The organism is Sphingobium sp. TomTYG65, assembly GCF_055395525.1.
In genome coordinates this window covers 1,627,700-1,639,536 of record NZ_AP027330.1, presented here as the reverse complement: position 1 = coordinate 1,639,536, position 11,837 = coordinate 1,627,700, and the positions used below count along the sequence as shown (strand labels likewise).

Below are 11,837 nucleotides of genomic sequence, written 5' to 3'. Positions count from 1 at the left end.
ATCCCGCCATACCACCCCCGGTCGCTTTGAGCGAAGTCGAGAAGCGAGATCGAACAAGGTTTTTGATGGCCAAAGCAAAGCGCAAATTCGTCTGTCAGCAGTGCGGCACGCTCTCTTCCCGCTGGCAGGGGCAGTGCGACGACTGCGGCGAATGGAACAGCATCGTCGAGGAAGCGGCCGAAACCATCTTCTCTGCCCGCCACGACCTGCAAAGCGGTGGCCGCGCTCTGAGGCTCGTTGGGCTGGATAGCCAGGTCGAACTGCCGCAGCGGACAAGCACTGGCATCGCTGAGTTTGATCGAGCGCTGGGCGGCGGCATCGTCCCGGGCTCAGCGACCCTGATCGGCGGCGATCCCGGCATAGGCAAATCGACCCTGCTGCTTCAGGCCGCAGCGCGCATCGCCGCCCGTGGCCTTTCGGTCGCTTATATCAGCGGCGAAGAAGCGGCGGATCAGGTCCGTCTTCGCGCGCAGCGTCTTGGCCTCGGCAACGCGCCTGTGCAACTCGCCAGTGCCACCTCCGTCCGAGACATATTGACCACGCTGGGGGAGGGGGAGCCGCCGGCCCTGCTTGTCATCGACTCTATCCAAACGATGCACAGCGATTTGATCGAAGGCGCGCCCGGTACGGTCAGCCAGGTGCGTGCTTCCTCTCAGGAATTGATCCGCTTCGCCAAGCAGCGCGGCACAGCCGTCATTCTTGTCGGCCATGTGACGAAGGACGGCAGCATCGCGGGCCCTCGTGTCCTTGAACATATGGTTGATACCGTCCTCAGTTTCGAAGGCGAGCGCAGCCATCAGTATCGCATCCTGCGCGCCATCAAGAACCGCTTCGGCGGGACCGACGAGATTGGCGTCTTCGCCATGGTGGCGGAGGGGCTGGAGGAAGTCGCCAACCCATCCGCGCTGTTTCTCACCCATCGTGACGAGACCGTAACGGGCGCGACCGTCTTTCCGGCGCTGGAGGGCACCAGGCCCGTTCTTGTCGAGATACAAGCGCTTGTCGTCCGCCTCTCGAGCGGCGCGACGCCCCGGCGCGCGGTGGTTGGCTGGGACAGCGGCCGCCTGGCGATGGTCCTGGCCGTGCTGGAGGCGCGTTGTGGCCTTAGCTTTTCGACTTGCGAAGTCTATCTGAACGTCGCGGGCGGTTACCGGCTGTCGGACCCCGCCGCCGACCTTGCCGTCGCTGCCGCGCTTATCTCCGCCTTGGCGGAACGCCCCGTGCCTGCAGACCTCGTTCTTTTCGGCGAAATCGCGCTATCGGGCGAAATCCGCCCGGTGTCTCATGCGCCCCTGCGCCTGCGCGAATCCGCCAAGCTCGGCTTCGAACGGGCCTATGTTCCCTCTGCCGTGGCAGATGGGGTGAAGGGGATAGCCGTCAGTGGTTATCGCGCATTAAGCCAATTGGTTGACCAGATGCTCGGCCGCGGATAGCCCGGCGTCCATGAACGCCGTCGATATCCTTGTTCTCCTCGCCATCGGCGGCTGCGCCGCACTGGGTTTGTTACGTGGTTTCGTTCTCGAAACATTGTCGCTGATCGCCTGGGTCCTCGGAATCTTCGCCATCCGCCTCTTCCACAGCTCCGCGACCGAACTGCTCACCCCCCTTGTAGGAACCGTCAGCGGCGCTGCAATTCTTGCTTTCCTTCTTGTTTTCGGCATCACCTTCGGCGCAGGAAAGCTACTCGCCCACGCCATCGGCCGCCGCACCCGTCAATCGATACTCGGCCCTGTCGATCGCGTTTTGGGTGCCGGTTTCGGTGCGGTCAAAGGATTGATCGGCGCGACCCTCGTCTTCCTCGCCTTCAGCCTGGTGTACGACACCTTCTACGGCAGCACCGCCCGTCGCCCGGACTGGCTCTCTGATGCAAGGACCTACCCGCTACTTAATGCCAGCGGTCAGGCGATCAGCGAATTCGTCGCCGAACGTCGGGCCAGATAGCCTGAGGAATAGGCTACAGCCATCCCTTCGCGCGATAGGCCGCAGCCGTAGCCTTTAGGCCTTCTTCAGTGACCACCTTGGGCGTCCACAGTTTTTTGGGGGGCTGCTTGCGCTTCGTCACCACCCAATCAGGATGGCAGAAATAGCTGACCCGATCCTGGGTCAGTTTCGCCCCTTTGCCCCGCAGCATCCGGTCCAGCCGTGCACCGACGCCCAGCGCCCAGTTCGGCGTGGCGAAGGTCCGGACCGGACGTCCCACCGCCCGCCCGATAGCTTGGCCGAACTCCAGATGATCCCAGCCCCCCGGCGTGCCGTCATCGGCTTCGTAACAGTGAGCAAGGCTCATCTCTTTTTCGCTGGCAAGCACCAGCAGCAGCCGCGCCAGATCGCCCACCTCGATCAGCGATAACCGGCCGCCGGGCGGCAGCAGCATGATGCCGCGCTTCGCCATGCGGAACAGTTCCAGCATTTCGCGGTCGCCCGGTCCATAGATCGCAGGCGGTCGCACGATCGTCCAATCCAATCCGCTCGCCTTTACATGCTTCTCGGCCAGGCCCTTCGACCATCCATAGTCGGACAGCTTCGGCTCTCGCGCCGCCAGCGAGGATATATGGACTAATCGCCGCACACCCCGCTGACGCATGGCGTCGATCACCGCCATGGTGCCGCGGGCATTCCCGACTTCAAAGCCATCGCGGTCCGCCGCGTTCACGACACCTGCAATATGGATCACTACGTCGGCGTCCCGAACGAGTGTGTTCAGCGCCGGGCGATCTTCCAACGAGCCATGCACCCATTTCAGCCGCGCGCGCGGCGGTTGCGCCTTGCGGGTAATTGCCGTCACATGGTGGCCAGCTTCCAAGGCCTGATTAAGTGTTTCAGCGCCGACGAATCCCGTCGCGCCGGTCATTGCGATACGCAGTTTCATGAAATGTCAGACCATCGCCATATGGTCGCGATGGACCAGCACAGACCGGGGGAGGTGCCCCAACAAAGCCGCGATATCCTCGCTGCGCTTGCCCGCTATGCGCTCCGCTTCCTGGCTATCATATTCGCTGAGGCCGCGCGCAATCACCTGCCCTGCCGGCCCGACGATATCGACCACATCGCCGCGCGCGAACGCTCCCTCCACGCGCGCGACGCCTGCAGGCAGCAGGCTGTTGCCGCGCCCCAGCGCTTTTTCCGCGCCGGAATCGACAACAATCCGTCCTCGCACCGTCAGCCGCCCGGCGAGCCATCCCTTGCGCGCGCGCTTTGCAGGCGCCGCCAGGAAGACCGATCCCCGGCCCCCGTTGGTCCAATGGGACAGCGGGGCGTCCACCTTGCCAGAGATGATCGCCAGATGCGCACCAGCTCCGGTCGCGATCCGGGCGGCTTCGATCTTGGAGGTCATGCCCCCCGAACCCATGCCGGAAGCTGATCCGCTGTCCGCCATACCAGCGATCCGCGCATCGATGCGCTCGATTGTCTCTATCAACATGGCGCTCGCATCGACATGCGGGTTCGCCGTGTAAAGCCCATCGACATCGGAAAGCAGCACGACTGCGTCGGCCCGTGCCGCCTGTCCGATGCGCGCCGCGAGCCGGTCGTTGTCGCCAAAGCGGATCTCTGCCGTCGCCACACTGTCATTCTCATTCACCACTGGAACGACGTCCAGCGCCATCAGCCGCTCCAGCGTGGCTGATGCGTTGAGGTAGCGACGACGGTGCTCAAGATCGTCCAGCGTGACCAGCATCTGCGCTGCTGTGATGCCCTTGTCCTGCAGCAGGCGCGCCCAGCATTGCGACAACGCGATCTGCCCCGTCGCGGCCGCTGCCTGTGCATCCTCAAGACTGCCGCGCCCGCCCTTGGGCAACTTAAGCCGACGCGCGCCAAGCGCGATCGCGCCAGAGGAAACAATAATGATCTGCTGCCCAGCGGCCTTGCGCGCGGCGACATCCTCTACCAGCGTGCGCAGCCATGTCTCGCGCACCTCGCCAGCGGGGTCGACCAGCAAGGCGGACCCGATCTTGATGACCAGACGCCGGATTTCAGAAGGCGGGAAGCCGGAAAGGGGAAGGGTCACAGATTCAATTCCGTTCACCGTGCAATCAGATGGGCGACCATGGCGTGTCACCTTCCTCATCGGGTGCATCTTCGTCTGCCTGAGGTTCCGCAAGCAGCGGGAGGACGGCATCCAATAACGCGGGGACGCCCTCGCCGGTCGCGCCGGATATGATGAACACGTCCTCCACGCCCGCTTCTTCGCGGAGCTGAGCCGCAATATCCTCCATCAGCTCGTGGCCCAGCAAGTCCCCCTTGTTCAGCGCAACGATCTGCGGTTTGTCTTCCAGGCCCTCGCCATAGGCGGCGAGTTCATCCTGTACGATGCGAAACTGTTCGACGGGATCGTCCCCTGTTGCATCGACCAAGTGGAGCAGCACCCGGCAACGCTCGATATGACCGAGGAATCGGTCGCCGATCCCGGCACCCTCGGCCGCGCCCGCGATTAATCCGGGGATGTCGGCCAGAACGAACTCGCGATCGCGGTGTAGCACGACACCAAGCTGAGGCTTGGTCGTGGTGAACGCATAAGCTCCGACCTTTGCCTTGGTGTTTGTCACCTGATTGATGAAGGTCGATTTACCTGCATTGGGCATGCCGACCAAACCGACATCGGCGAGCAGTTTTAGCCGCAACCACACCCACATTTCCTGACCGGGCCATCCGGTGCCATGTTGCCGCGGGGCGCGGTTGGTGCTTGTCTTGTACGACAGGTTGCCGCGTCCGCCGTCGCCGCCGCGAAGCAGCACTAAGCGCTGCCCGACCTCTGTGAAGTCGGCGAGCAGTTCCTGTTCCTCATAATCAGGATAGCCGTCTTCATCTTCCGTCCCCTCAATGGGTTGAGGATCGGACAGAATTTGTGTGCCGACAGGTACTTTGATGACGAGATCCTCGCCCCCCGCGCCGTAGCGATTCTTGCCCGCGCCGGGGAGCCCCCGCTGCGCCTTGAAATGCTGCGTGTAGCGGAAATCGATCAGGGTGTTCAGCCCCGCAACGGCTTCGAATATGATGTCCCCGCCCTTGCCGCCGTTGCCGCCGTCGGGGCCGCCATATTCGACATATTTTTCCCGCCGGAAACTGACCGCACCGGGGCCACCCCAGCCGGACTTGATGTAAATCTTCGCCTGATCCAGAAAATGCATGGGCTGGCCCATAGCCGCTTATGCTGCGGAATTAAACCTCGCCGTCTATGGTCTCAATCAAACATATGTGTTGCAGCGATGGAGGGGCGGCACCGATTGGTCCCGCCCCCATTTATCAGTCATGCAGCCAAGGCAGGCAAGGCATCTTCATAAAGGTCCATGGCCGGGTCGATTACCATTCGTCCGAAGGCACCTTCTTCAAAGATCAGGCAGTCGGCCGTCATGCCACGCGCCGGGCTATACCGCTGCTCAACGCGTCCTGTGTAGCGGAAGCCGAGCTTGCGCAACACGTTGCCCGAGGCGGGATTGTCCGCGAAATGGGCCGCGCGGACACCGTATACGCCTGCAGCCCGCGCCATGCTGAGGACCGCGCTTGCTGCCTCGGTGGCAAATCCCAAACCCCAGTAAGGGCGAGCGATCCAGTAACCAATTTCGGGCACCCCATCCTCAGCCACATGCAAGCCGCACCCGCCGACCAGCCGGGGCGCACCGCGGGTACGGGAAAACGCCAGCAACTGCGGGAGGCGCGAATCATGCGGCAGCGAAAGGAACGCACGCGCATCTCCGATGCCGTAAGGGGCAGGGGCGCTCGTCAAGTTGCGCAGGACCGCCGGCTCGCCAATCGCCTCGGCCAGGGCGGATGCATCTTCTATCCAGCCGGGTCTCAGGAGCAGGCGGGGGGTGCGGGCGAACATTTTAAATCTCTCCTCTAACTGACGCGCCAATGGCCGCGAAAAGTTACGGCTTGACGACTTTTCCTCTGGCTGAACCCCGGCCGCATGACGCGCGAGAAGGGGCAGGGTTCCAGAGGCTTGAGGGAAAATGAGGGGAGATGCCGCCGAATGGAAAAAGGGGCGCTCCCGTGCGGGGCGCCCCTTTATTTCCCTCGAACAATGGTGGGGACTAAACGTCGTACCACCAGGAGGATCGCCCCAATTGCGAGGGACGATCCGTCATCGATCGTCCGTTATTCGGCTGCTTCGGCCATCGCATCGACCGACACATATTTGCGGCCGAGCTTGCCGGTGTGGAATACCACGCGGCCTTCACCGAGCGCGAACAACGTGTGGTCCTTACCCATGCCGACATTGCGGCCGGGATAGACGCGCGTACCGCGCTGGCGGATGATGATGTTGCCACCGATCACTTCCTGACCGCCGAACTTCTTCACGCCAAGACGCTTCGATTCTGAATCGCGACCGTTGCGCGACGAACCGCCAGCTTTCTTATGTGCCATGACTCAAACTCCTCGAAACTGGACTGCGGCTCAGGCGATCGACACGATCTTGAGGATCGTGTGATTCTGGCGATGGCCGTTGCGGCGGCGGTAGTTGTGCCGGCGACGCTTCTTGAAAACGATGACCTTCTCACCCTTCGCCTGTGCGATGATTTCGGCGGCGACGGTCATCTTGCTGGCGTCCTTCACGTCGCTGCCTTCACCGGCGAACAGGACGTCATCCAGGGTCACCTTGTCACCAGCCTCACCGGCCAGCTTCTCGACGACGATCTTGTCTCCGGCGGCGACGCGATATTGCTTGCCGCCCGTGCGCACGACTGCGAACATGGCTCTTCTCTTCTCGTTCAAATCTGCTTTACGCAGATCGCCGAGGACATAAAGTCCTGTTGACCCGCGCGGGAATGTGGCCCGGTAGTTGAATGACTCGCCGCTGTCAACCGATATGGGGCGCCATGGACACTGGTTTTTGGACGGGTACACGCCTATCTCTCGCGGGAAAGGAACCAAAAAGCGCATGACGTTGAGACGGCACGGGGACAGAAGCATGGTAGGACGCAGGTCCTTCATCGCTGCCCTGTGGATGGCGATCGTCGTCGCGCTGCTGTCCGCTGTTGCTCCTCTTGGTCCGCCATCCAGCAGGCTGACCGGTTCCGCGTTCAACCCGGCATCGGTCAGCGTCGTACTCAAGGCGCGGTCGCCCCTCACTGTGGAAAAGGCGCTCTCTGTCGAGGCTGGTCCGGACCCGGTTCGTTATAGTGCTGCGCAGGTGCAGCATTGGTTTGCTGCAGCCGCGTTTGTCCTGGTCACTGCAACGGCCCTTGTGATGGCGTCAGGCCGATATTCTCCGGGCACGGTGCACTTCGCACAAGGCCATTTTTCTTCCCGGCGAGCGCGGGCGCCTCCCACGTCGTTCTGACAGTCGTTGCCCGACCCGATATGAGGGCCTCCCTTGGAAGGAGCCTTCCATGGCTGGCAGAAAATCGCGTTGCAGTTGGCCTCCCCGGTGGTTCATGCCTGCTGTGATGACTGGATTGGCCGCCGCAGGAGCGCTGCACTCTGCAGTGATGGGGGCAATCGCGGAATGATAATGCGCCGGGGCCAGTGTACGCTGCGCCCTTGCGAACAGAAAAAGGCCAAATATGCCCCATCACACGCCCCTGATCGGAACGATCGTTGCGGGTCTCGTAGTTGCTTTCATCTTGGGCGCCATCGCTCATCGCCTAAAGCTCTCTCCTTTGGTCGGCTACCTCGCCGCAGGTATCGTCGTCGGCCCGTTCACACCGGGCTTTGTTGCCGATGCTGGACTGGCCAACGAACTTGCCGAGATCGGCGTGATCCTGCTGATGTTTGGCGTCGGGCTGCATTTTTCGCTGCGCGACCTGCTTTCAGTAAAGAACATCGCCGTGCCAGGCGCGATTGGGCAAATTGCAGTGGCGACATTGCTGGGAATGGGCCTTGCGCACGTCATGGGGTGGCCCTTGCTGGGCGGTCTGGTATTCGGCCTGGCCTTGTCGGTCGCCAGCACCGTGGTCCTTCTTCGCGCGCTGCAAGGTGCTGACCTGGTGGAGACGCGGCGCGGACGAATCGCTGTCGGCTGGCTGATCGTCGAGGATCTGGTCATGGTGCTGGCGCTGGTCCTGCTACCCGCACTAGCCGGAGTCATGAATAATGCGAACGCATCTGCAGGCGGTGGTGCGTTGCTGGCGCCGCTGCTCGGCACCTTGCTGAAGGTAACTGGGTTCGTCGCATTGATGCTGATCGTCGGTCGCCGGGTCATCCCCTGGGCGCTACACTGGGTGGTGCACAGCGGGTCGCGGGAGCTGTTTCGCCTCGCCGTTCTGGCGATCGCGCTTGGGGTGGCTTTCGGAGCTGCGGTCGCCTTCGATGTGTCCTTCGCGCTTGGAGCTTTCTTCGCAGGCATGATCCTGGGCGAAACGCCGCTCAGCCGGCGCGCTACGGAGGAAACTCTGCCACTGCGTGATGCGTTCGCGGTGCTGTTCTTTGTTTCGGTCGGCATGCTGTTCAATCCGGCGGTACTCGTCGAGCAGCCTTTGCCTCTGCTCGCTACGGTAGCAATCATCATCATCGGAAAGTCCATTGCTGCCTTCGTTATCGTTCGCGCCTTCGGCTATACTGGCGAGACGGCGCTCACGATCGCGGCGAGCCTCGCCCAGATCGGCGAATTTTCCTTTATTCTGGCGTCGCTCGGCACCGGCCTTGGCATATTGCCTGCCGAAGCGCGGGATTTGATCCTCGCTGGCGCGATCGTTTCGATCTTCCTCAATCCGCTGATTTTTTCATTGATCGTGCGTAAGCACAAGCCGGAGGAAGATGATGAGCAGACTGAAAGGGCGCAGGTGACGCGGCGGATCGGTCACGTGATTCTTGTGGGCTATGGCCGGGTAGGCAAGATGATCGCATCACGTCTGGCGGAAAGGCACGCGCATCTGGTAGTGGTTGAAGGTGATCCTGAGCGAGCGGAGGAGGCGGAGGAGGCGGGGCTGTCGGTCGTACGCGGCAGCGCTCTGGAGGACCGTCACCTTCTTGCCGCGGGGATTTGCGAAGCGCGTCGCTTGCTGATCGCGGTGCCGGAGGGTTTTGAGGGCGGTGCAATCCATGAGCATGCGCGCCATCTGAACCCTAATATCCAGGTCATCGCCCGCGCCCATTCGGATGCTGAAGTCGCGCATCTGGAAGGTTTGGGCGTCCCTCACATCGTCATGGGCGAACGTGAGCTCGCCGCCAAAATGCTGTCGCTCTGCGGCGCAGGCTAGGGCCGCTCTGTCGAAGAGCGGCCTCTTGTCCTTTAGCCCTTGGGCTTGCGGGGCGCCCCCCGTTTGAAACCGGCCTTGAAGGGGCGCGGGCTGTGCGCAGGCGGACGGGGGCCGCGTTCGGCATTGGGGCGTCCCTTGCCGTGCGGGCCTTCGCGACGATTGTCTCGCGCCGCTTCGCGGGGCGTGCCTTCGACTTGTTCGATGGCGACTTCAGCGCCTTCATCGCTGGCCTGCCCAGTTCGCTTTACCGCACCGACGAAGCGGGCGGCGATAGCGCTTGGGATTTCAAACAGCGTCTCGTTCGCAGCAATGCGGATCGCGCCGATGTCCTGGCGGGACACATGGCCGCGACGGCAGATCAGCGGCAGGATCCAGCGCGGGTCGGCATTTTGACGGCGGCCGATATCCATGCGGAACCAGACGGTTTCCTCAAAGCCCGGCCGGGGTCCGTCGCGGCGAGGTGGCGCTTCACCTGCGTCCAGCAGCTCCTCGGGTGCAGGGAGAGCGGAGCGAGCGCTCTTCACCAGCATCGCCGCGATTTCCTTGGCTGACTTTTCGGCCAGCAGTTCGGCGCCCAATGCCCAATCCTGCTCGTCCAATTCGGCCTTTTCCATCAGGGTGGCACGCAGGCGTGCATTGTCCTGCTCCTGAATGGCTTCCTTGCTCGGGGGAGTACCCCATTCGACTGGGATCTTCGCGCCTCGTAGCATGGATTCGACGCGGCGGCGGCGCGGATAAGGAACGATCAGCACGGCCGTACCCTTTTTGCCCGCGCGGCCCGTACGGCCCGAACGGTGCTGCATCGTTTCGGCGTCGCGCGGGATTTCGACGTGCACGACCAGGCTGAGGTTCGGAAGGTCGATGCCGCGTGCGGCCACGTCGGTGGCAACGCAGACCCGCGCGCGGCGATCGCGCAAAGCCTGCAACGCATGGTTGCGCTCATTCTGGCTGTGTTCGCCCGACAGCGCCACGGCGGCGAAACCGCGTTCGGTGAGGCTGGCGTGCAGGTGGCGCACATTATCGCGGGTGGCGCAGAAAAGGATCGCGGTCTCCGCCTCATGATAGCGGAGCAGATTGACGACGGCATTTTCGATATCGGCGGGCGCGACGGTCACGGCCTGGTAGCTGATGTCGCCATGACCGCGTTCGTCGCTGGCAGTGGAAATGCGGAGTGCGTCCTTCTGGTAGCGCTTGGCGAGCGCCACGATCGGCTTTGGCATTGTGGCGGAGAAGAGCAGGGTGCGGCGCTCTTCGGGTGCACCGTCGAGAATTTCCTCCAAGTCCTCGCGGAAGCCCATGTCGAGCATCTCGTCGGCTTCATCGAGCACCACGGTCTTTAGGCCGGAGAGGTCGAGTGCGCCGCGTTCCAGATGGTCGCGCAGGCGGCCCGGCGTGCCAACGACGATATGCGCGCCGTGGCTTAATGCGCGGCGTTCCTTTGCGGCGTCCATGCCGCCGACGCAGGTCGCGATGCGGGCGCGGGCCTCGCCATAGAGCCATTCGAGTTCGCGGCTGACCTGCAGCGCCAGTTCGCGGGTCGGCGCGATGGCGAGCGCGAGGGGCTTGCTGGCCACCGGCAGGCGGCTTTGTTCGCCCAGCAGTTCGCTGGCCATGGCGAGGCCGAAGGCGACCGTTTTGCCCGAGCCGGTCTGCGCGGAGACGATAAGGTCGCGGCCCTCGGCTTCGGGCTGGGTGACTTGGGCCTGCACCGGCGTCAGGCTTTCATAGCCTTTCCGCGTCAACGCGTCGGAGAGGAGGGCGGGGAGATGTTCGAAATTCATTATATTTTCCATCGGTAAAGGCGACCCGCCATTCCCGACGGATACATGATGACCTGATCTGCTCCAGCTGCTGCTGAAGCCCGGGGTGCAAGGTCACACACCCCGAAGTTCACACCGTTCCTGGGGCCATAAAAACTGGCCTGGAACTGCCCAAATAAGAAGGCCGCCTTCCCCCGCAAAGAGGGAAGGCGGCCCCTTTATTGCTTATCCGCTAAGGGATCAGACCGAAGCGACTTCCGCCACATCGACCTTCACGCCCGGACCCATCGAGGAGGACAGGGCGATCTTGCGGACATATTTGCCCTTCGAACCCGACGGCTTAGCCTTGACGATCGCGTCAACGAAAGCGTCGAAATTCTTGCGCAGGTCTTCGGCCGAGAAGCTCGCCTTGCCAAGACCGGCGTGGATGATGCCAGCCTTTTCAACGCGGAACTCGATCTGACCGCCCTTGGCGGCCTTGACCGCTTCAGCGACGTTCGGGGTCACGGTGCCAAGCTTCGGGTTCGGCATCAGGCCCTTGGGGCCCAGCACCTTACCGAGGCGGCCGACCAGACCCATCATGTCGGGGGTCGCGATCACGCGCTGGAAGTCGATATTGCCAGCCTGGATCGATTCGAGCAGGTCTTCGGCACCCACAACGTCAGCGCCAGCGGCGGTCGCGGCTTCAGCCTTGTCGCCACGGGCGAACACGGCGACGCGGATGTCCTTGCCGGTGCCGGCGGGCAGGGTGACGACGCCACGGACCATCTGGTCGGCGTGACGCGGGTCAACGCCCAGGTTGATCGCGATTTCGACGCTTTCGTCGAACTTGGCGGTCGCGTGGGTCTTGATCAGGCCCAGCGCTTCGTCAACGCCGTGCAGCTTTTCGCGGTCAACGGCAGCGGCGAGAGCCTTCGCCTTCTTCGTCAGCTTTGCCATG

The 11,837-nt window shown here is 62.9% G+C and carries 11 protein-coding genes; 3 read left to right on the top strand and 8 right to left on the bottom strand.

The genetic code is table 11. The annotated features are described in order from the left end of the window. Window positions 1–65: 65 nt before the first annotated feature. Entirely contained in the window at window positions 66–1,433 is a 1,368-nt protein-coding gene (radA, locus tag ACZ5Y5_RS08040; protein ID WP_464808128.1) for a DNA repair protein RadA, read from the top strand. Between the two features lie 10 nt (window positions 1,434–1,443). Continuing rightward, window positions 1,444–1,941 carry a CvpA family protein gene (locus ACZ5Y5_RS08035; protein WP_464808127.1) on the top strand — a complete coding sequence of 166 codons (498 nt, stop codon included), beginning with the start codon at window positions 1,444–1,446 and terminating at the stop codon, window positions 1,939–1,941. Between the two features lie 13 nt (window positions 1,942–1,954). Here the strand turns inward: ACZ5Y5_RS08035 and ACZ5Y5_RS08030 are convergent, their stop codons facing one another. The 6 genes from ACZ5Y5_RS08030 to rplU form a co-directional block, all read right to left on the bottom strand. Beyond that, window positions 1,955–2,869 carry an NAD-dependent epimerase/dehydratase family protein gene (locus tag ACZ5Y5_RS08030; RefSeq protein WP_464808126.1) on the bottom strand — a complete coding sequence of 305 codons (915 nt, stop codon included), beginning with the start codon at window positions 2,867–2,869 and terminating at the stop codon, window positions 1,955–1,957. A gap of 6 nt (window positions 2,870–2,875) precedes the next feature. Beyond that, window positions 2,876–4,006 (bottom strand): glutamate 5-kinase, encoded by a 1,131-nt coding sequence (gene proB, locus ACZ5Y5_RS08025; protein WP_464808125.1) that lies wholly within the window; start codon window positions 4,004–4,006, stop codon window positions 2,876–2,878. 25 nt (window positions 4,007–4,031) lie between these two features. Continuing rightward, entirely contained in the window at window positions 4,032–5,126 is a 1,095-nt protein-coding gene (obgE, locus tag ACZ5Y5_RS08020) for a GTPase ObgE (RefSeq protein ID WP_464808124.1), read from the bottom strand. A 119-nt stretch (window positions 5,127–5,245) separates the two neighbouring features. Further along, window positions 5,246–5,821, bottom strand: a complete 576-nt coding sequence (locus ACZ5Y5_RS08015) for a GNAT family N-acetyltransferase (RefSeq protein ID WP_464808123.1) — start codon at window positions 5,819–5,821, stop codon at window positions 5,246–5,248. A gap of 272 nt (window positions 5,822–6,093) precedes the next feature. Beyond that, complete coding sequence (gene rpmA, locus ACZ5Y5_RS08010; RefSeq protein WP_007683600.1) at window positions 6,094–6,363, bottom strand: 50S ribosomal protein L27; 270 nt, start codon at window positions 6,361–6,363, stop codon at window positions 6,094–6,096. A gap of 30 nt (window positions 6,364–6,393) precedes the next feature. Beyond that, entirely contained in the window at window positions 6,394–6,690 is a 297-nt protein-coding gene (gene rplU, locus ACZ5Y5_RS08005; RefSeq protein WP_464810502.1) for a 50S ribosomal protein L21, read from the bottom strand. A gap of 812 nt (window positions 6,691–7,502) precedes the next feature. On the opposite strand from rplU, the gene ybaL reads away from it, so the two are divergent. Next, complete coding sequence (gene ybaL / locus ACZ5Y5_RS08000) at window positions 7,503–9,137, top strand: YbaL family putative K(+) efflux transporter (protein WP_464808122.1); 1,635 nt, start codon at window positions 7,503–7,505, stop codon at window positions 9,135–9,137. 32 nt (window positions 9,138–9,169) lie between these two features. On the opposite strand, the gene ACZ5Y5_RS07995 is transcribed toward ybaL, so the two are convergent. Then, window positions 9,170–10,918, bottom strand: a complete 1,749-nt coding sequence (locus tag ACZ5Y5_RS07995) for a DEAD/DEAH box helicase (RefSeq protein WP_464808121.1) — start codon at window positions 10,916–10,918, stop codon at window positions 9,170–9,172. Window positions 10,919–11,137: 219 nt separating this feature from the next. Beyond that, window positions 11,138–11,836 carry a 50S ribosomal protein L1 gene (rplA, locus tag ACZ5Y5_RS07990; protein ID WP_464808120.1) on the bottom strand — a complete coding sequence of 233 codons (699 nt, stop codon included), beginning with the start codon at window positions 11,834–11,836 and terminating at the stop codon, window positions 11,138–11,140. Window position 11,837: the final 1 nt, after the last annotated feature.

Coding starts and splice junctions, on each gene's coding strand:
- rpmA (WP_007683600.1), bottom strand. CDS start 6,363: ATGGCACATAAGAAAGCTGGCGGTTCGTCGCGCAACGGTCGCGATTCA.
- ybaL (WP_464808122.1), top strand. CDS start 7,503: ATGCCCCATCACACGCCCCTGATCGGAACGATCGTTGCGGGTCTCGTA.
- radA (WP_464808128.1), top strand. CDS start 66: ATGGCCAAAGCAAAGCGCAAATTCGTCTGTCAGCAGTGCGGCACGCTC.
- obgE (WP_464808124.1), bottom strand. CDS start 5,126: ATGCATTTTCTGGATCAGGCGAAGATTTACATCAAGTCCGGCTGGGGT.
- ACZ5Y5_RS07995 (WP_464808121.1), bottom strand. CDS start 10,918: ATGAATTTCGAACATCTCCCCGCCCTCCTCTCCGACGCGTTGACGCGG.
- ACZ5Y5_RS08015 (WP_464808123.1), bottom strand. CDS start 5,821: ATGTTCGCCCGCACCCCCCGCCTGCTCCTGAGACCCGGCTGGATAGAA.
- ACZ5Y5_RS08035 (WP_464808127.1), top strand. CDS start 1,444: ATGAACGCCGTCGATATCCTTGTTCTCCTCGCCATCGGCGGCTGCGCC.
- rplA (WP_464808120.1), bottom strand. CDS start 11,836: ATGGCAAAGCTGACGAAGAAGGCGAAGGCTCTCGCCGCTGCCGTTGAC.
- rplU (WP_464810502.1), bottom strand. CDS start 6,690: ATGTTCGCAGTCGTGCGCACGGGCGGCAAGCAATATCGCGTCGCCGCC.
- ACZ5Y5_RS08030 (WP_464808126.1), bottom strand. CDS start 2,869: ATGAAACTGCGTATCGCAATGACCGGCGCGACGGGATTCGTCGGCGCT.